Raw genomic sequence first — 19463 nt, 5'->3', positions numbered from 1 at the left:
AACATTTCCGACACTACGCCACAGAAAGGAGAAGCCATGGCTCAAGATAAGTTCGATGTGGGCGGCATGACGTGCGCCGCCTGCCAGGCGCACGTGGACCGTGCCGTGAGCAAGCTCGACGGCGTCCAAAGCGTCGCGGTCAACCTGCTCGCCGGCTCCATGCTGGTCGACTACGACCCCGCGCAGGTCTCCCCCGACGACATCTGTACCGCCGTCGATCGCGCGGGTTATTCGGCCTCGCCCGTTAGCACGGGCACCGATGCCGCCAACTCAAACGGCAACGCGCAAGCCAGGTCCGGCGCCGCCCATATGGAGTCGCCGACCAAAAAGTTGGAGGCCGCCGCCTCTGCCATGCACACCCGCCTCATCATCTCGATCATCTTCCTCATCCCACTGTTCTACATAGGCATGGGGCACATGCTCGGTTGGCCACTGCCCGGCGTCTTCACCGACCACACCCACAGCATGACGCTCGCGCTCACCGAGCTCGTCCTGCTCATTCCCATCGTCTACGTCAACGACGCATACTTTATCAACGGGTTTAAATCGCTTACGCACGGCGCGCCTACCATGGACGCCCTTATTGCCGTGGGCGCCACCGCGTCCATCGCCTGGTCGCTCTACGCCATGTTCATCATGGCCGACCAGCTAGCCGCGGGTCAGGTCCACGAGGCCATGATGACGAGCATGGACAACCTGTATTTTGAGAGCGCCGGCACGATCTTGTCGCTCGTCACCGTAGGCAAATATCTCGAGACACGCAGCAAATCCAAGACTGGCGGCGCCATCGAGGCGCTCATTGACCTGGCGCCCAAGACCGCGACCGTCGTGGCCGTCGACGGTACCGAGACCACCGTCGATGTCGATGCCATTCTGCCCGGCCAGGTGCTGCGTGTGCGCCCCGGCGAGTCCATCCCTGTCGACGGCGTGGTACTCGAGGGCGCTTCGGCCGTGGACGAAAGCGCACTGACCGGCGAGTCCATCCCCGTGGAGAAGACCGCCGGCGCCACCGTCAACGCCGCCACCGTCAACCGCACCGGATCGTTTACCTTCCGCGCTACGCGTGTGGGCGCTGACACGTCGCTCGCCAAGATTATCCAGCTCGTCGAGGACGCCAACGCCACCAAGGCACCCATTGCTCGACTGGCCGACAAGGTCGCCGGCGTGTTCGTGCCTGTGGTATTCGTGATCTCGGCCGTGACCTTTGTGGTGTGGATGGCACTGACCAGCGACGTGAATGAGGCGCTCACCTCCGCCGTCGCTGTGCTGGTGATCAGCTGCCCGTGCGCGCTGGGCCTGGCCACGCCCGTCGCCATTATGGTCGGCACCGGCAAGGGCGCCGAGATGGGCATTCTGTTTAAGAGCGCCGAGGCGCTGGAGAACCTGCGCAGCGTGGGCACCGTGGTGCTCGATAAGACGGGCACGGTCACCCGCGGCAAGCCTGCCGTGACCGATATCGTGGTAGCCACGCGCGCTGACGGCTCGCCCGCCATGAGCGAAAAGGCGCTGCTCAAGTTGGCCGCCGCGTTGGAGCGCTCGAGCGAGCACCCGCTGGCCGAGGCGATTATGGCCGAGTGTGAGACACGCGGGATCGTCGCGCGCATGGTCGAGGACTTTACTGCCGTGCCCGGGCGAGGCGTTACGGCGCGCGAGGGGCAAAACGCCATTGCAGCCGGCAACGTACGCCTGATGGACGAGCTGGGCGTTACCGTGCCCGCGGGTCTTGCCGAACAATTTGCCGCCGAGGGCAAGACGCCGCTGTTCTTTGCCAAGAACGGCGAGCTTGCCGGCACCATTGCCGTGGCTGACGAGGTCAAGGAGACGAGCGCCGGGGCCATCGCCGCACTGCGCTCGCTTGGCGTCGACGTGCGCATGCTCACCGGCGACAACCACGTGACGGCCGAGGCCATCGCCCGCCGCGTGGGACTGACCAGCAAGCAGGTCATCGCCGACGTGCTTCCCGCCGACAAGGAGCGCCACGTGCGCGAGCTGCAGGATGCGGGCAGTAAGGTCGCCATGGTGGGCGACGGCATCAACGACTCCCCCGCCCTGGCGCGCGCCGACGTGGGCCTTGCTATCGGCACCGGCGCCGACATCGCCAAGGAGGGCGCCGACGTGGTACTCATGCGCAGCGACCTCATGGACGTCGCCCGCGCCATCGAGCTTTCGCGCGCCACGATCCGCAACATCAAGCAGGACCTGTTCTGGGCGCTGTTCTACAACGGCATCGGCATTCCGCTGGCGGCGGGCGTGTTCTTCCCGCTCACCGGGTGGCAGCTCTCGCCGATGTTTGGCGCCGCGGCCATGAGCCTGTCGAGCGTATGTGTCGTAAGCAACGCTCTGCGCCTAAAATCCTTTAAGCCCAAAGTGGCAAAATAGGATCACCATTAAGTCCATTTAGAACGGGTTTTCCAGGTGCCCGAGATTGACCTGAAAGAGGAGCGACGCGTACTTTGGTACGCGAGCGACGGCTTGAAGGTCAAGGTCGGGTGCCTGGGAAAGCCGACACAACAGAGAGGAATACCCATGCGTTTCACAATCAAGACTTCCGGCCTCATGTGCGGCCACTGCGACGCCACCGTCGAGACGGCGCTGCTCAACGTAGCCGGCGTGACCGACGCCGACGCCGATCACGAGACCCAGACCGTCCAAGTGGAGTGCGCCGACACCGTGACCGCCGAGCAGCTCGCCGCCGCTGTCGAGGCCGCGGGCGAGAAGTTCCACGCCCTGTCCGTGGCCGCCGCGTAGCAGCTACCAGAAGCATTCGACCCCATCGACCAGAAACGAGGACCCGCTATGATGGCAGACCATAAATCGGTGACCCGCATGCTCAAGACGGCACGCGGTCAGATCGACGGCATCCTGCGGATGGTCGATGAGGACCGCTACTGCGTCGATATTTCCACGCAGCTCATGGCCACACAGGCGCTCCTCGCGCGCATTAACGCCGACGTGCTCAAGGCGCATATCGAGGGCTGCGTGACTTCGGCAATCGAATCGGGCGACGAAGACCTCAAAGCCGCCAAGCTCGCCGAAATCGAACGCGTCGTCGACAAACTCTCCAAGTAATTGGGGCATTGGGGACAGACTTCTTTGCACCGTCTTGGTATTCCGGGGACAGGTACGTTTGCACCACATTGGTGCAGATTAACCTGTCCCCCTTGCTCTAAATCGGGTATAAAGGCGTGCGGCATATCGAATGAAAGGCAATTTGCATGAATGACTTTATGAAGGGCCGCAATGGCGCTGACGAACTCACCATCGTGATGGGCTTCGCAGGCATTATCATCGCCATGATCGGTTCGATGGCTCGTATCCAGTGGCTCAGCTGGATTGCCATCGCCGTAATCGTGATTGGCGTGCTGCGCGGCCTGTCCAAAAATATCGATGCACGTCGCAAGGAGAACGAGGCCTTTGTCGCCGCGACTGCAAACGTACCCGGCTTGGGCAAGTTTGTAGCTAGCTTGGGCGGCGGAGCTGCAGCGGCCAGCACTTCACGCGCGGCCGGCACCAGTAAGGAAGACTTTGAACGTGCCAAGCGCACGGCCAAGAAGATGTGGAAGGGTCGCAAGACCACGGCATACCTCAAGTGCCCCAACTGCGGCCAGATGCTCTCCGTCCCCAAGGGCAAGGGCAAGATCCGCGTCACCTGCCCCAAGTGCCACGCCAAGATGGAAACCCGCTCCTAGCGCCCGCACGCGGGACAAATTAATCAGGTTTGGTTGTCCCAAATCTTAAGTATTTGTTCGATAAAAAAGCCGAGGCCTCGTGTTGAGACCTCGGCTTTTTACATGCGGCAACGGAGCTACACCTTTGTCACACCTATGCCACACCGTCGCGGGCGAGCTCCTCGGCCAGCGCCTCGGCCGGCATGGCCATAATCGCGTCGAGCTCGGCGTCCACCTCGGGAATACGCTTTACCTTGAGCTTGCGTACCAGATCACCGCGACACATCACATGTATCGGCTCACGCAGAGCGCACAGGTCATCGAGCGGATTCTTGCGCGTCACCAGGATATCGGCGGCCTTGCCGCACTCGATCGCACCGGTCTCGCCGCCCAGCCCCAGGAGCTTGGCATTGACCTGCGTAGCCGTATGCAGCGCAAAGGCGTTGCTCACGCCGACATACTTGGCAAAATAGGCCACCTCACGCCACATGTCGTACTGCGTCACGAACGGGCAGCTCGAATCTGTGCCAAGGCCCACCTTAACGCCAGCTTCCAACGCCGCACGAGCACTCTCGATAATGCCCGAGCACACGATGTCGCCGTTCTTCTTTTGCGTGTCAGTCGAATGGGTCTTCTCCGGATCGAGCAACACAAACGGCAGCGCCGGGCTGATAGTGCAGGTAACGCTGGGCGCACGTCCCTCGAGCTGTGTGCCCGCGGCGCCACGGTACAGCTCCAGGATCTCGGGCGTCATCGGGGCACCGTGCTCGATCGTGTCGACCCCGGCCTCAAGCGCGGCCTTCACGCCCTCGGTGCTCTCGACATGAGCCATAACCGGCAGGCCCACCTCGTGCGCCGCCTTGCACGCCGCCGCGGCAACCTCCACCGGCATACGCAGCACGCCCGGCTCGCCCACCTCGGTCGCATCGAACACACCGCCCGTTACGAATAGCTTAATGACGTCGGCGCCGCGCGCATACAGGTCTCGCACCTGCTCGACTGCCTCAACGGGGCTGTTGGCCACCTGGGCGAACAAGCCCGCGCCATGGCCGCCCGGCACCGTGACGCCCGTTCCCGGCGCTACCAGGCGCGGACCCTGATACTTGCCGGCGTCGATAGCGTCGCGCACGGCAATGTCGGCAAACAGCGGGTCGCCCGCGCCGCGCACTGTGGTCACGCCGCTTGCCAGCTGCTGCTGGGCACTGCCCTTGAGGATGCGGCGGACGATGGCACGGCCCACGGGATTATCGAGTTTCTTCATCAGCGCTCCCGCATCGCCGGCCGAGACAGGCTTGCCCGAGCCGCACAGGTGCACGTGCATATTGATGAGACCGGGCATGAGATACGCACCACCCAGGTCGATAACCTCGGCACCTGCAGGCACCTGCGCCACAGCACTCGGCCCCATCCATGTGATGACACCGCGCTCAACGGCCACGGCCATATCGGGTTGCGGCTCCATATGCTCCGAACCATCCAGAATGGTCGCATTGATAAACAACGTAGAACGATCGGCAGACGCTATATCGAGCTCCTCCCCCTCAGAAAACTTGAACATCTGTCCATTATTATCCAGCGCGGCAGGATTGCTGCGGACATATCGGTTAACGGAGGGAAGAGGGGATGTGGGGGGACGGAATACGTTGCAGCCCCACCCCAGCAACATCAGGGGAATGTCTCGATCTGTAACAGGTACAGGGTTATTGGGCCCCTTGATGTTACAGATCGAGATCTTTCGGCAGCCGCCAACCTTCCGTCTCAATCTGTAACAGTTACGAGGCCAAACGGTCCCTTGTTGTTACAGATTGAGACAAACTCGGCAGGAACAACCACCTCCGCGTCAGTTGCACCCCTTAGCGCCCATACCACTGCCGTCTCCATTCCTCCGCCAGATTGACCCGCTGCGGAATGCCCGCCAGTCTCATCTTTTCAGCCAGCTTCCCCGGATTCTTGAGCTCATCAAACGTAAACCGAAGCACCTTGTGCCCGAGCATTGTCAGATGAGATTCCCGCTGACGCTCTGCCACGAATGGATCGACCGACTCCCGATCCCTACCATCCTGCAGGGTATACTTTCCCTTCCCGTCGAGCTCGCCGATGACACACGTCCCGTCCTCGAGCCGCCAAAAATAGTCGACGCGAAACACCTGGCTCGGATCGAGCGGGTCGCGAAACTCCACCTGCAGCTCCGGAACCGGAAAGCCGTACGCAATAAAGAACGCTCGGAACCGAGACTCGCCACCGTTTTCGGACAGCCCGTCCGCATACGACGCAATCACCTGCGCTCTGCGATGCCCGTGCTTGCCTTCACAATCTATACGAAGCCGCTCACAAAAGTCATCGCGCGATACGCCCCTTGCCCTCAATGCAGAATCGGCAATCGCCAACCCGTACGAAAACGGCGCGCGCAGCAGGCAATCCTCCACCGTGCGCCAAAACGACGTCACCCGCACGCCATCAACACGCTCGAGCGTGCCCGCCATCTGCGGACGCAACAACCTGCACCCGCTGCTCAACGTCACCGAACAACCCGTCTTAACAAGAAAACGCGGCCCGAGCAGATCATTCGGCACCTCCAGACCCCACAAAAGCGCCGCGTCATATCCCCAAAACGCCCAATCGGGATGAAATTCCGCAAGGCCCTTAATAGTCCTCAGCGCTCGCTCAGTCGGCGTCAACACATCCCATTCATGCCGAAAACAGAACAGGTACGGCTCGGGCTCCGCGATATCGTCGGTTCCAACATGGCGTCGCAGCCACATGAGCTCGGTATTGTCATGCGTTGCGAGCAGCGCACCTTGCTTGGCCGTCTCCGTGAGCCGCGCGAGCATCCTATTCCGCGCCAACGTGTTGCGAGTCGCATGTTTGTGTTTGAGAACGGCATTAGACACTTTCATCACCACCACGTCAGACAAATGGACCATCGTCACCGTTGCCTCCGCTGACAAATGTCTTGATCTGTAACAGGAAGACCGATTTTTGGCCGCTAGATGTTACAGATCGAGATCTTTCGACACCGCGTCCAACCTTTGTCTCAATTTGTAACAGGTAGGTCGAGTTTTGGCCTGTAGATGTTACAGATTGAGACATTCCCCCAACCAGGTGCCAAACGTCTCGATCTGTAACAGTTAGACGTTCTCCAGGGCCCTAAACGTTACAGATTTAGACAAATCAGCAGCGCCCAAGCATTCGTCTCGATCTGTAACAGGTAGACCGGTTTTTTGTCCCTAAACGTTACAGATCGAGACAAATAGACACGCGGCGGCGCTGCGACAGCCCATCCCTTACTCCCATTCCTGTTCGTAGATGTTGAGCGACTTCACGTACCGCCCCTGGGCGCCCATGATGTCGCGGACCAGGCGCAAAAAGAAGCTGACGCACGAGGTGTCAAAGCCGTCCTGCAGATCCTCGGGATGCACCGCACCCGGTCCATCGACCGCCGTGTCACTCAGGCGCGCGATGTCATACAGATAGAGCTGTCCCGCCGTCAGCCAGACATCGTCGACGCAGGCGAGGCGCACCGCGATCGCGCCATCGTTCCAGTGCTCCTTTTGCACGATATGCGGGTCGTAGACATCAAAGCGAAGGTCTGTGCGCGTATCCTTCAGCACAACCATGCCGTTCGCAGGATCCTTGTCCAAAATGCCAAAGCGCGAGAAATACTGCGTGTCGCATACCTGCTCGAGCCGCTTGAGCGAGGCAGGCGAAAGCGATGCCGGCGGCTCATCAACATACAGCTCGAGCAGCGTCTTGCCATGGCGATAGGGGCGCTCGAAGAGCAGCCAATCGGTAAATGCCATGTTGTAGGCCATGATTTCGTTTTGGGAAGGCTCGGTGCAATAGCCGAGCCACGGGTCGACAATGATCTCGAACTGTTCGCGCGCCGGCTCCAAAAACTGAAACTTCCGCAGCATCCAAAAATGGGCCATGTCGGCAATATCGTTGCCAACGGCTTCGGCCAGATGCGCTCGGTCTAAAACGTGGTCAGTCACGGCATCCTCCTCAAACTGATGAACCTCAATTTGAGCTTACGAGGAGGGTGGGCAGCCACTGTCAGCACGGACAAAATAGGCCTCCGGCTGCAAACCAACTGCTGACCAAACACTTGACGGGATGCTTGACCGAAAATGCGCACCGCAATAAAACCGCAGGTAAACATAGACGGCCAACCCGCCCTTTTGAGCCATATGCCCACAGCCACCACAGAAACAACAGGTGACCACAGCTCAAGAAGTCGACAAATGAACACCCGTACGTCAACAAACGAGCAAATCGCTCGCAAAGAGTGTCCCCAACGACTAGACAAAAAAATGACTAGTCATTGGGGACGTTCTTAAATGACTACGTTACAGCTCCAGCGCATCGGCGACTTCGGCTGCGCAGGCCAGGGCATCGGCCATGGCGTTTACCACGAGCGAGCTGCCGTTGCGAGCATCACCCGCCACATACACCGGCGCGGCATCCGCGGCGACGCCGTCGACACGGGCCGCAAGGTGCGAGCCCTCGGCAGCCATCACCGGCAGCGGACGACCAGCGGTGGCAACAGGCACGCCAACGGCGTCGAACACGCCATGCTCGGGACCCGTAAAGCCGCAGGCGATGAGCACCAGCTGGGCCGGCACCTCGTGCTCGGAGCCCGCGATGCGCTCGGGCTTGCCAGCCGACCAATCCAGATCGACCACGCGCAGGCCCGCGGCCGCGCCCTTCTTGTCCAACAGTACCTCGAGCGTATCCACACCCCAAGCGCGCATCTCGCCGCCCATGGCAGCGATGGCCTCCTGCTGGCCGTAATCGGTCTTCTTCACGTTGGGCCACTGCGGCCAGGGGTTGCTCGCCGCGCGCGCATCAGGCGCCGCCGGCAAGAACTCAAACTGGCGCACGCTGCGCGCACCCTGACGTACCGCGGTGCCCACGCAGTCGTTACCGGTATCGCCGCCGCCAATGACCACAACGTCCAGGCCGCGTGCATCGATGGCAGGCTCGCCGCCATCGAGCACCGAGACGGTCGAAGCCGTCAGGTAGTCCACGGCATACACCACGCCCGGGGCATCAATGTTCGCAGCCGAAAGCCCACGCGGAGCACGGGCGCCGGCAGCCACCACGACGGCGTCAAAGCCATTGAGCTTGGCCGCCACCGCAGGGTTCGTAACGTCAGCACCCAGCTCGAACACAATGCCCAGCTCGCGCATGAGCGCCACGCGACGGTCGAGCACGGACTTCTCGAGCTTCATGTTGGGAATGCCGTACATGAGCAGACCGCCCGGGCGGTCGTCGCGCTCAAACACCGTCACGCGGGCGCCACGACGCGCAAGCTCCCATGCTGCCACCAGACCAGCGGGACCGGAGCCCACCACGGCAACCGTGGGTGCGCCCTCCCCCGCCGGCTCAAAGCGGCGCGGACCGCCGTTGGCCCACTCGTGGTCGCTGATCGCACGCTCGTTGTCGTGAATCGTCGTGGGCTGGCCGTCAACCGAGCCCAGATTGCACGCGGCCTCGCACAGAGCCGGGCACACGCGGCTCGTGAACTCGGGCATGGGCGAGGTGAGCGACAGACGCTCGGCCGCCTCGTCCCAGCGACCGCGATACACCAGCTCATTCCACTCGGGAATCAGGTTGTGCAGCGGGCAGCCGCTCGGGCGCGCCTTGCCAAAGCTCGCGCCCATCTGGCAAAACGCCACGCCGCACATCATGCAGCGGCTCGCCTGAGCACGGCGCGCGTCATCGTCGAGCTCCACGTACAGCGGATCGAAATCGCGGCTGCGCTCCTCCACGGGGCGAAGCTCGTGGGTCACGCGATCGATATCAAGAAAAGCACCGGGCTTACCCATGGCACTTACGCCTCCTTCTTGGTCGAAGCAACAGAGCTGGCAGCGGCGGCCACAGCACCGGCGCCACCCGCCACATCAAAGCGAGCAACATCCTCGGCACTCGCGCGACCGGTCACGATGTCAAACGCCAGTTCCTCGGCCTGCGCATGCGTCTTGCCCGCGCCCTCGGCGGCGGCGACAATCGCCAGCACGCGTTCGTACTCGGTCGGGATGACCTTCACAAAGTGCTTGCTCATCGAGTCAAAGCTGTAGAGCAGCTTAATGCCGCGTGGGCTCTGGGTCGCGTCCACGTGCTCCTGGATGAGCTCGCGGATCTGCGCCAGCTCGTCGGCCGTCGGTGCCTTGAGCTCAACGCTCTCGTGATTCACGCGGGCATCGAGCGTGCCGTACTGGTCATAGACATAGGCCACGCCGCCCGTCATGCCGGCGGCGAAGTTCTGCCCGACCTCGCCCAAGATGAGCGCCAGACCTCCCGTCATGTACTCGCAGCCATGGTTGCCGCAGCCCTCGACCACCACCGTGGCACCGGAGTTGCGTACGCCAAAGCGCTGGCCGGCCAGGCCGTTAATGAAGCCGCGGCCACTCGTAGCGCCAAAGAAAGCAACGTTGCCCACGATGATGTTCTCGTCGAACTTGTAGGTCGCATGCGGGTTGGGGCGCACCGACACCTCGCCGCCCGAAAGGCCCTTACCAAAGTAGTCGTTGGCGTCGCCGCACACGTTGAGCGTTATGCCGCGCGGCAGGAACGCGCCAAAACTCTGACCGGCCGAACCATCGCAATCGATGGTGATGGAGCCGGCGGGCAGGCCCTCGGGATGCGCCTTGGTCACCGCGTTGCCCAAGATGGTGCCCACGCAGCGGTTGACGTTGGCGATGTCGGCGCGGAAGCGAATCGGGCGCAGGTGCGCACGGGCATCGGCCGTATAGGGCACAAACAGCGTGGAATCGAGCGTCTTGTCGAGCTCGCTGTCCGCAGCCATCTGGGGCAGGAAGTGGCGACCGTCGGCACCCGGGATGTGGGCACCAAACTCACAGGTCGCGCTCGCCAGCACGGGCGATAGATCGAGCAGGTTGGCCTTGCGGTTGCCCGGGACCTCGATCTGGCGCAGGCACTCGGGATGGCCGACCATCTCGTCGACGGTGCGGAAGCCCAGGCTCGCCATGACCTCGCGCAGCTGCTCGGCAACAAAGAGCATAAAGCGTTCGACGTGCTCTGGCTTGCCGCGGAAGCCGCGACGCAGGCGGCAGTTTTGCGTAGCGATGCCGGCGGGGCAGGTATCCTGCTGGCAGTCGCGCTGCATGAGGCAGCCCATCGAGATGAGCGGCATGGTCGCAAAGCCAAACTCCTCGGCACCCAGCAGGCAGGCGACGGCGACGTCAGTGCCGTCCATGAGCTTGCCGTCGGCCTCGAGCACCACGCGCGAGCGCAGGCCGTTTTGCAGCAGCGTCTGCTGGGCCTCGGCAAGACCGAGCTCCAGCGGCAGACCGGCGTGCCAAATGGAATCGCGAGCAGCGGCACCCGAGCCGCCGTTGTGGCCGCTGATCAAAATCTTGTCGGCAGCGCCCTTGGCAACACCAGTGGCGATGGTGCCGACGCCGGCCTCGCTGACCAGCTTGACCGACACGCGCGCGCCGGGGTTGGCGTTCTTAAGGTCAAAGATCAGCTCTGCCAGGTCCTCGATGGAGTAGATGTCGTGGTGCGGCGGAGGCGAGATCAGGCCGATACCGGGCGTGGACTGACGGACCTCGGCGATCCAGGGGTAGACCTTCTTGCCGGGCAGGTGGCCGCCCTCGCCGGGCTTGGCGCCCTGGGCCATCTTAATTTGAATCTCAAAGGCGCTGCACAGATAGCGGCTCGTCACGCCAAAGCGCGCACTTGCCACCTGTTTGATGGCGGAGTTCTTGGAGTCACCGTTGGCCAACGGGGTCTCGCGACGCGGATCCTCGCCGCCCTCGCCGGAGTTGGAACGGCCGTGTAGGCGGTTCATGGCGATGGCCACGCACTCGTGTGCCTCTTTGCTGATGGAGCCATACGACATAGCGCCGGTGTTAAAGCGGCGGACGATGTTGAGCGCGGGCTCGACCTCGTCGAGTGCCACCGGAGTGCGGCCGCTGGCATCAAAGTCCAGCAGGTCGCGCAGGCGCACGGCACGGCCGGTGCGGTGCAGGCGGGCGCTGTACTCCTTAAAGGTGTTGTAGCTGTCCTCACGGCAGGCGGTCTGCAGCAAGTAGACAGTCTGCGGATCGATGAGGTGATCCTCGCCGCCGAGCGGGCGCCACTTGGTCAGGCCCAGCGTGGGCAGTTGATCGGGAGCCGGGCTCTTAAGGATAGCGAGCGCGGCGTCGTAGCGCTCGTTTTGCTCGCGCTCAACGTCCTCGACACCCATACCGCCCACACGGCTCACCGTGCCGGCGAAGTACGCGTTGACGAACTCCGGCGTAAAGCCAACGGCCTCAAAGATTTGCGCGGAGTGGTAGCTCTGCACCGTGGAGATGCCCATCTTGGACATGATGGAGACGATGCCCGCCGTCGCGGCCTTGTTGTAGTTGGCGATGCCCTGCTCGGCTGTCACGTCCAGATCGCCGTGCGCCGCCAAGTCGCGGATGCACGCATGCGCGTTGTACGGGTAGATGCCGCTTGCGGAGTAGCCCACCAGCGCCGCAAAGTCGTGTGGAGACACGGCATCGCCGCACTCCACCACGATATCGGCAAAGGTGCGCACGCCGGCACGGATCAGGTGGTTGTGCACGCAGCCCACGGCGAGCAGCGACGGCACGGGCACCTCGCCCGCTCCGGCGCGATCGCTCAGCACCACGATGTTCACGCCATCGCGAACCGCAGCCTCGACGTCTTCGGCAAGCTGCTTGAGCGCAGCCTGCAGCGCGCCCTCGCCGGCATCGCAGCGGTAGACGGCACGGAAACGGCGGGTCTTAAAGCCCACGCGGTCGATGGCGCAGATGCGGTCAAACTCCTCCTCGCTCAGCAGCGGACGCTCCAGGCGCACCAGCTGGCAGGCCGTACGGGAGTCCTCGAGCAGGTTGCCGTGGTTGCCCAGGTAGAGCGTGGTCGAGGTGACCATATGCTCGCGAAGGGCGTCGATCGGCGGGTTCGTGACTTGAGCGAACAGCTGATAGAAATAGTCGTAGAACGAGCGCGTCTTCTTGGACAGGCAGGCCAGCGGCGCATCGATGCCCATCGAAGCAAGCGGTGCCTTGCCCTGCTGGGCCATGGGACGCACGACCTCGTCGACGTCATCCCAGTGGTAGCCAAGCTTGGCCATACGCACGGCGGCGGGCACCTCGGCGTCCTCGGCGGGCGTTGCCGCAACGGGCTCATCGAGCGCGTCAACGGTTAGCGTCTCCTCGGCAATCCAATCACGGTAGGGCTTTTCCTTGGCGTAACGGGCGCGCAGCTCGTCGTTGTAGATCACGCGGCCGCGGGCAAAGTCGACCTCGAGCATCTGGCCCGGTCCCAGGCAGCCGCTCGTCAGGATGTTCTCGGGACGCACCTCGATGGTGCCCACCTCGCTTGCCAGCATAAAGCGACCGTCGCGCGTCACATAGTAGCGGGCGGGACGCAGGCCGTTACGGTCGAGGGCGGCGGCCAGCGTGCGACCGTCGGTAAAGGCGATGGCCGCCGGGCCATCCCACGGCTCCATGAGCATGGACTGGTAGGCGTCGTAGGCGCGACGCTCCTCACTCAGACTATCGTTGTGGTCCCACGGCTCGGGCAGCAACATGGACGCGGCACGCGTGAGCGGGCGACCGTTCATGACCAAAAACTCAAGCACGTTGTCCAGAATCGCGGAGTCGGAACCCTCGCGGTTGATGATGGGCATCACGCGCTCAAGATCGTGCTGCAACACGGGGCTGTACAGGTTGGGTTCGCGGGCGCGAATCCAGTTGACGTTGCCCTTGAGGGTGTTGATCTCGCCGTTGTGAATGATAAAACGGTTGGGGTGCGCACGCTCCCAGCTGGGCGTGGTGTTGGTGGAGTAGCGCGAGTGGACGAGCGCCACGGCCGTCTTGACGGCGGCGTCGTTGAGGTCGATGAAGAAGCGGCGCATCTGCGTGGCGACCAGCATGCCCTTGTACACGATGGTGCGCGAGCTCATGGAGCACACATAGAAGATCTTGTCGCGCAGGGCGAACTCAGCGTCGGCCTTCTTTTCGATGGTGCGGCGGCACACGTACAGGCGGCGCTCGAATGCGTCGCCGGCCGGCGTGTCGTCGGGGCGGCCCAGAAAGGCCTGCAGGATGGTAGGCATGCAGGCGCGGGCCGTCTCGCCCAGGTCGTGCGGGTCGACGGGCACCTCGCGCCAAAAGAGCAGCGGCACGCCGGCCTCGGCGCAGCCCTCCTCAAACACGCGACGGGCATCCTCTACGCCCTTGTCGTCCTGCGGGAAGAACAGCATGGCCACGCCATAGTCGCCCTCTGCCGGCAGAATCTGGCCGCACTTTTGAGCCTCTTTGCGGAAAAAGTGATGCGGGACCTGAAACAGGATGCCGGCGCCGTCGCCGGTATTCTTCTCGAGTCCCGTACCGCCGCGGTGCTCCAAGTTGACCAGAATGGACAGCGCATCGTCCAGAATCTGGTGATGGCGCTCGCCGTTGATATCGGCAAGCGCGCCGATGCCACATGCATCGTGGTCGAATTCGGGGCGATAAAGGCCCTGCTGCTGAGCGGAATCTGCCTGCATCGCGATCCTCCCCTAGATATTTAGACAGTCAGTTGAATAGGCATACTAGGAGCATCGCCGACCCGTTGTGTTTCCCACCCGTTTCGAAACAATCGCGTAACGCACGCCCTGCGAGTGGACACCGCCGACCTCAAGGGCGACAACATAGGCCCCAAGTTCGGCCTGCAAACTCACCTCTTCAAACATCTCAATCTGTAACAGTAAGACCCAATTTCCATCCCTAGTTGTTACAGATCGAGACATTTCGGCAGCCCCCCTTCACCATCCCATTCAAATAGAACAATTTTGTTAGTCTTGGTTAACTTTTTGGCCTAAAACGGGTATCCTTTGCGGCGTCAAGCAAACGGCACGCACACCGTGCCAGATCAAGGAGACCCCTATGGCGCACCAAGCAGACCAGCAGACGATGCAACTCGTCCTTATCCGTCACGGAGAGTCCGAGTGGAACAAGCTCAACCTGTTCACCGGCTGGACCGATGTCGAACTCACCGACACGGGCCGCGAAGAGGCGGCGGCAGGCGGCCGCGCCCTCAAAGAAGCCGGTTTCGACTTTGACGTCTGCTACACTTCGCGCCTCAAGCGCGCGATCCACACCCTCAACATCGTGCTCGGCCAAATGGATCGCGAGTGGCTGCCCGTCATCAAATCCTGGAAGCTCAACGAGCGCCACTACGGTGCGTTGCAGGGTCTCAACAAGGCCGATGCCGCCGCGGAGCACGGCGACGAACAGGTGCTCATCTGGCGCCGCTCCTTCGATGTCTGCCCGCCGGCACTCGAGCCGGGCGACAGTCGCGACCCCCACACCCAGGAGCAATACCGCGACATCGCGCCCGACCAGCTGCCCTATACCGAATGCCTCAAGGACACGATAGCCCGCGTCTGGCCTTATTTTGAGGATGAGATTCGCCCCCAGATGCTCGCCGGCAAGCGCGTACTCATCGCCGCACACGGCAACTCCCTGCGCTCACTCGTCATGAAGCTCGAGCACCTCACGCCCGAGGAGATCCTCAAGGTCAACATCCCCACCGGCGTGCCGCTCGTCTACACCTTCGATACCGATTTCAATGTCCTCGACAAGCGCTACATCGGCGACCCGGCGACCATCGCCGCCAAGATCGACGCCGTGGCCAATCAGGGCAAAGCGCACAAGTAGCCCCAACCCAAATCCGACGCGTGGCGCCGCACGACCCAGATGCGACGTCACGCCGCCCATACACAGGAGCGCACCATGCTCAACCGTCTCAAACAACACTTTGGCTCCCGACGCACCGGTGGTCACGGAGGCCTAGACATTGCGCGGCATATCGGCCCCGGGCTGCTCGTGACCGTCGGCTTTATCGACCCGGGCAACTGGGCCTCCAATATGGCCGCGGGCTCGCAGTTTGGCTACGCGCTGCTGTGGATCGTCACGCTGTCCACGATTATGCTCATCGTGCTGCAGCACAACGCGGCGCACCTGGGTATCGCCACGGGCGCCTGCCTTGCCGAGGCCACGACACGTTACCTCCCCCGCTTCGTCGGGCGCACGGTGCTCGCCAGTGCCTATCTCGCGACCATCGCCACCGCCATGGCCGAGGTCCTGGGCGGCGCGATTGCCCTTCAAATGCTCTTTGGGCTGCCCGTGCGTGCGGGCTGCGTCATCGTGGCGGCAGTATCGATGGCGATGCTCATGACGAACTCCTACAAGCATGCCGAACGCTGGATCATCGCCTTCGTAGGCGTGGTAGGACTCTCGTTTTTGGCCGAGCTTGCACTAGTCAAGGTCGACTGGCCGCAAGCCGTCGCAAGCTGGATCACGCCCAGTATGCCCACTGGCTCTGCCGCGATTATCGTGAGTGTCCTGGGTGCGGTCGTTATGCCACACAACCTTTTTCTGCACTCCGAGGTCATCCAATCTATGCACTTCGAAGGCCAAGGCGAGCAGGTTATCGAAGAACGTCTGCGCTACGAGCTCTTCGACACGCTCTTTTCGATGGGCGTGGGCTGGGCAATCAACTCGGCCATGGTCATCCTGGCCGCAACGACCTTCTTTGCGCACGGCATTGTCGTAGACGACCTCGCCGTCGCAGCGGCCACGCTCTCCCCCATCTTGGGCCCGGCAAGCTCAACTATCTTTGCGGTAGCGCTGCTGTTCGCGGGACTATCGAGCAGCGTGACGGCGGGCATGGCGGCGGGCACCATCACCGCGGGCATGTTCGACGAGGAATACGACATCCACGACCGACACTCATCGATTGGGGTGGCGGCCTGTTTCGTCGGCGCAGTGACGGCGTGCCTAGTCGTCCCAAATCCTTTTGAAGGTCTCATCTGGAGTCAGGCACTGCTGTCGCTTCAGCTGCCGATTACGGTCTTTGTGCTCATACGGCTCACCAGCTCACGCCGCGTCATGGGCAAATACGCCAACTCGCGTCCACTCAACGCGCTGCTTGTAGGAATCGGCGTCATCGTAACGGTTCTCGATGTCGTGTTGTTGACAGGGATGTAATGGGGCGGGGCACCTACCCAGGCAAACGTCTCGATCTGTAACATCTAGACCCGCTTTTGATGTCTAGATGTTACAGATCGAGATCATTCCGAGGGACAGCTCCGTTTGTCTCAATCTGTAACAAGTGGACCCAATTTCCACCGTTAGACGTTACAGATTAAGACAAAAGGTCGGCCGGACTCACAACAGACAGGATCGGCCAACAGCAACCGTGATCCCTTGGGGACGGAGGAAAAGGGTCCCGGCCGGGATATCCGACCGGGACCCTTGGACAGAGCTATGTGTTGCCGTGAGCCGCGTGCCGACGAGCTACTCCTCGACGAGCTCAAACTGATCGGGACCGACGCCGCACACCGGGCACACGTAATCCTCGGGCAGCTCGGGCGTGTCGACCTCAACCTCGTAACCACAAACGATGCACACGAACTTATACGTCTTCTTCTCCTCAGTCATGATGTTCTCCTCTCGAACGCGACTGGTGATGTACTTCATCTATTAGTATAGATTCTCAATAATATAATGCAAGTTTTTTTAAAACATTTCTAGCCTTGATACGAGGACGCCTTCGGAGGCGTCTTGCCCTTCAGGACCTTATGGTAGTAATCGTAGGTGAGCGGCGTCTCGTCGCTCAGGCGCTCGGCATCCTCGACCTCGCCGATAAACAGTAGATGCGTGCCCACATCCACAGTGTCGATCAAACGGCAGCTAAACAGGGCCGCCGCGTGCTCGGGCACATAGGGCATGCCCAAAGCCGTCTCGCGGGTCTCGTATTTGGCAAACTTGTCATAATCGCTGCTGGTGCGGAACCCAAAGTTACCGATGTAGAGCATGTCGGCGGTCTGATCGATCACGGTCAGCGCGAACGCTTTGGCCGAAGCGATGACGCCCGAGGTGACGTTGTTCTTGTTCACGGCAATCGAGATGCGCGGCGGGGCGGATGTCACCTGCACCGCCGTGTTGATGACGCAGCCGGCGCGCAGCCCGTCTGCAGCGGAGCTCACCACGTACAGGCCGCTCGGCATGGTAAAGAACGCAGTTTTGTCCATAACGATCACTCCCCTAACTCGGGTTGGAACCTCATGGATGTATGTACCCACAAAAAAGGCAGCGCCCATAACGGACGCCGCCTTTGAAACATATGTGTCAGAACAGTAAGAAAGATAAGACACCCGCAGTTGCGGTGAAATAGGGACTGAATAGCCCCTCAAACAGGCAAAACAGTCCGTATTCCACCGCAACTTATGAAGGACGGTCAGCGGTTGCGTTCCTTGAGGGCGCGGTCGATCTCGCGTTGGACATCACGCTTGGCCATGTCCTCGCGCTTGTCGTAGAGCTTCTTGCCGCGACCCAGGCCCAGCAGCAGTTTTACGCGACCGCCGGTATTAAAGTAGAGCTCCAACGGAACCAGCGCATAACCACGGTTGCGAAGTTTGCCGTCAAGAAAGTCGATCTCCTTGCGGTGCAGCAGCAGACGGCGCCGACGGTCGGGATCGCGATTCCACACGCCACCATGGCTATAAGGGTGGATATGCAGGCCGACGAGCCAGCACTCCCCGCCACGAATCAGTGCAAAGGTATCGGTAATCTGGCACGCGCGCTCGCGAATCGACTTGACCTCGGTACCGCTCAGCTCAATACCGCACTCAAACGTCTCATCGATAAAGTACTCGTGATGTGCCGAGCGATTCTTGGAAATGAGCTTGCGCTCGCGCTTACTGGGCATCGCCGGCCTCCTTGGCGCCATCGGCGTTTGAGCCCGCAGCCTCGCGCTTTGCCCTGCGCTCGGCATTGAGCTCGGCATCGCTCTCGCGCACCAGCTTGATAATCGCCGCGCATGCCTCCTCGCCCACCAGGTCGCGGGCACGGACCGTCAGACGCGTAGCCTCCTGCTTGTCGCCGTCGCTTGCAGCATCGGTCGCGCACATGATCAGGCAGATGGCGATCTCGGCCGAAGGCGAGGTCGGCACGCCCTGCAGGGCGAGCTCACCCATCACATGGTCGTCACTCTCGTCCGCGGCATCCGGATAGGTGGTATGGATCTTGTTGAGCAGGCGCGTCGTATGCGCATCATTGGGCGCCAGGCGCAGCGCCAGACGTGCGCAGCCCACGGCAGCCGAAATGTTCTCGGTCTCGGGCTCCAAGAAGTACTGACCCAAGTTGGTGTAGGCGCGTGCGGCGCACTTACCGTCACTCGCGCGCTCCAGCACCGAGAACGAGAGCGATGCCCACTCCTGCTTGTCCTCGAGCGCGCGGAACAGCTCGGCCAAGTCCAAGCGATAGTTGCAGTTCATGGGATCCCAACGCACGGCCTGCATCAGGGCATTCCGAGCACTCACATAATCCTGCTGGCGAATGTAGGCAAACGCCATGTCGGAGTACAGGCGGTCAAAGGGAACCTCGACCTGCACCAGCTCGCGCGGATCCTTCTCCACGCGGCGATAGGCCAGGCGCTCAAACTTGCTGTCGAAGCTAAAGTACTGGCGCTTCTCCTCCGTCTTGCACTCAGCGTCGATATACTCCTCGGCGAGCTCCACCAGACGCTCAAGCAGCGGCGTCGCCGTAGCCAGGTCGCCCTGCGCCAGATAGTTCTCGGCATACGTGATGTCTTCCAAGCTGATAGGCAGGTCCATGACAACTCCTCGGTCCGGGCGGCAGACTCAACGCGCGCCTTAAATATCGGTCAATACACAAAACCCGGGTCTCTTACGAGGCCCGGGCGTTCAATTTTGGTAGCCCGTACCAGATTCGAACTGGTGATCTCCGCCTTGAGAGGGCGGCGTCC

The 19463-nt window shown here is 61.9% G+C and carries 15 protein-coding genes; 6 read left to right on the top strand and 9 right to left on the bottom strand.

Annotated elements, in window-relative coordinates; translation table 11 throughout:
- Positions 1-36: 36 nt before the first annotated feature.
- From I2D41_RS07165 to I2D41_RS07150, 4 genes are all read left to right on the top strand, one after another.
- Positions 37-2379, top strand: a complete 2343-nt coding sequence (locus tag I2D41_RS07165) for a heavy metal translocating P-type ATPase (RefSeq protein WP_195364054.1) — start codon at positions 37-39, stop codon at positions 2377-2379.
- 147 nt (positions 2380-2526) lie between these two features.
- Positions 2527-2748 carry a heavy-metal-associated domain-containing protein gene (locus I2D41_RS07160; protein WP_035137387.1) on the top strand — a complete coding sequence of 74 codons (222 nt, stop codon included), beginning with the start codon at positions 2527-2529 and terminating at the stop codon, positions 2746-2748.
- A 48-nt stretch (positions 2749-2796) separates the two neighbouring features.
- Complete coding sequence (locus tag I2D41_RS07155) at positions 2797-3069, top strand: metal-sensing transcriptional repressor (RefSeq protein ID WP_035137388.1); 273 nt, start codon at positions 2797-2799, stop codon at positions 3067-3069.
- A gap of 146 nt (positions 3070-3215) precedes the next feature.
- Entirely contained in the window at positions 3216-3689 is a 474-nt protein-coding gene (locus I2D41_RS07150) for a hypothetical protein (RefSeq protein WP_195364053.1), read from the top strand.
- Positions 3690-3822: 133 nt separating this feature from the next.
- Here the strand turns inward: I2D41_RS07150 and I2D41_RS07145 are convergent, their stop codons facing one another.
- The 5 genes from I2D41_RS07145 to gltB form a co-directional block, all read right to left on the bottom strand.
- Positions 3823-5226 (bottom strand): amidohydrolase family protein, encoded by a 1404-nt coding sequence (locus I2D41_RS07145; protein ID WP_195364052.1) that lies wholly within the window; start codon positions 5224-5226, stop codon positions 3823-3825.
- A 295-nt stretch (positions 5227-5521) separates the two neighbouring features.
- The gene (locus tag I2D41_RS07140; RefSeq protein ID WP_195364051.1) at positions 5522-6598 is read right to left on the bottom strand and encodes a hypothetical protein; all 1077 of its coding nucleotides are present in this window, start codon (positions 6596-6598) and stop codon (positions 5522-5524) included.
- Between the two features lie 354 nt (positions 6599-6952).
- Entirely contained in the window at positions 6953-7660 is a 708-nt protein-coding gene (locus I2D41_RS07135) for a hypothetical protein (protein WP_195364050.1), read from the bottom strand.
- Between the two features lie 354 nt (positions 7661-8014).
- Entirely contained in the window at positions 8015-9496 is a 1482-nt protein-coding gene (locus tag I2D41_RS07130; RefSeq protein ID WP_195364049.1) for a glutamate synthase subunit beta, read from the bottom strand.
- A 5-nt stretch (positions 9497-9501) separates the two neighbouring features.
- Complete coding sequence (gene gltB, locus I2D41_RS07125; protein ID WP_195364048.1) at positions 9502-14196, bottom strand: glutamate synthase large subunit; 4695 nt, start codon at positions 14194-14196, stop codon at positions 9502-9504.
- A 379-nt stretch (positions 14197-14575) separates the two neighbouring features.
- Here gltB and gpmA point away from each other — a divergent pair, with 379 nt between their 5' ends.
- Positions 14576-15349, top strand: a complete 774-nt coding sequence (gene gpmA, locus I2D41_RS07120; RefSeq protein ID WP_229042249.1) for a 2,3-diphosphoglycerate-dependent phosphoglycerate mutase — start codon at positions 14576-14578, stop codon at positions 15347-15349.
- Positions 15350-15424: 75 nt separating this feature from the next.
- Positions 15425-16681 carry an Nramp family divalent metal transporter gene (locus I2D41_RS07115; RefSeq protein WP_195364047.1) on the top strand — a complete coding sequence of 419 codons (1257 nt, stop codon included), beginning with the start codon at positions 15425-15427 and terminating at the stop codon, positions 16679-16681.
- Positions 16682-16990: 309 nt separating this feature from the next.
- Here the strand turns inward: I2D41_RS07115 and I2D41_RS07110 are convergent, their stop codons facing one another.
- The 4 genes from I2D41_RS07110 to I2D41_RS07095 all read right to left on the bottom strand — a co-directional run bounded on the left by I2D41_RS07110 (position 16991) and on the right by I2D41_RS07095 (position 19311).
- Positions 16991-17134, bottom strand: a complete 144-nt coding sequence (locus tag I2D41_RS07110) for a rubredoxin-like domain-containing protein (protein WP_195364046.1) — start codon at positions 17132-17134, stop codon at positions 16991-16993.
- A gap of 89 nt (positions 17135-17223) precedes the next feature.
- A complete protein-coding gene (locus I2D41_RS07105) occupies positions 17224-17727 on the bottom strand; it encodes a flavin reductase family protein (protein WP_195364045.1) in 504 nt (167 codons plus the stop codon).
- 206 nt (positions 17728-17933) lie between these two features.
- Positions 17934-18404, bottom strand: a complete 471-nt coding sequence (gene smpB / locus I2D41_RS07100; protein ID WP_195364044.1) for an SsrA-binding protein SmpB — start codon at positions 18402-18404, stop codon at positions 17934-17936.
- A complete protein-coding gene (locus I2D41_RS07095; RefSeq protein ID WP_117564212.1) occupies positions 18394-19311 on the bottom strand; it encodes a tetratricopeptide repeat protein in 918 nt (305 codons plus the stop codon). Before I2D41_RS07095 ends, smpB begins: the two co-directional genes overlap by 11 nt.
- Positions 19312-19463: the final 152 nt, after the last annotated feature.

Source organism: Collinsella aerofaciens (assembly GCF_015552075.1).
GTDB classification, from domain to species: domain Bacteria; phylum Actinomycetota; class Coriobacteriia; order Coriobacteriales; family Coriobacteriaceae; genus Collinsella; species Collinsella aerofaciens_Y.
Note: the sequence above shows the minus strand (reverse complement) of the source record. Positions and strands in the feature narration are given on the sequence as shown.

Coding starts and splice junctions, on each gene's coding strand:
- I2D41_RS07160 (WP_035137387.1), top strand. CDS start 2,527: ATGCGTTTCACAATCAAGACTTCCGGCCTCATGTGCGGCCACTGCGAC.
- gltB (WP_195364048.1), bottom strand. CDS start 14,196: ATGCAGGCAGATTCCGCTCAGCAGCAGGGCCTTTATCGCCCCGAATTC.
- I2D41_RS07165 (WP_195364054.1), top strand. CDS start 37: ATGGCTCAAGATAAGTTCGATGTGGGCGGCATGACGTGCGCCGCCTGC.
- I2D41_RS07130 (WP_195364049.1), bottom strand. CDS start 9,496: ATGGGTAAGCCCGGTGCTTTTCTTGATATCGATCGCGTGACCCACGAG.
- smpB (WP_195364044.1), bottom strand. CDS start 18,404: ATGCCCAGTAAGCGCGAGCGCAAGCTCATTTCCAAGAATCGCTCGGCA.
- I2D41_RS07095 (WP_117564212.1), bottom strand. CDS start 19,311: ATGGACCTGCCTATCAGCTTGGAAGACATCACGTATGCCGAGAACTAT.
- I2D41_RS07150 (WP_195364053.1), top strand. CDS start 3,216: ATGAATGACTTTATGAAGGGCCGCAATGGCGCTGACGAACTCACCATC.
- I2D41_RS07110 (WP_195364046.1), bottom strand. CDS start 17,134: ATGACTGAGGAGAAGAAGACGTATAAGTTCGTGTGCATCGTTTGTGGT.
- I2D41_RS07105 (WP_195364045.1), bottom strand. CDS start 17,727: ATGGACAAAACTGCGTTCTTTACCATGCCGAGCGGCCTGTACGTGGTG.
- I2D41_RS07155 (WP_035137388.1), top strand. CDS start 2,797: ATGATGGCAGACCATAAATCGGTGACCCGCATGCTCAAGACGGCACGC.
- I2D41_RS07145 (WP_195364052.1), bottom strand. CDS start 5,226: ATGTTCAAGTTTTCTGAGGGGGAGGAGCTCGATATAGCGTCTGCCGAT.
- gpmA (WP_229042249.1), top strand. CDS start 14,576: ATGGCGCACCAAGCAGACCAGCAGACGATGCAACTCGTCCTTATCCGT.
- I2D41_RS07115 (WP_195364047.1), top strand. CDS start 15,425: ATGCTCAACCGTCTCAAACAACACTTTGGCTCCCGACGCACCGGTGGT.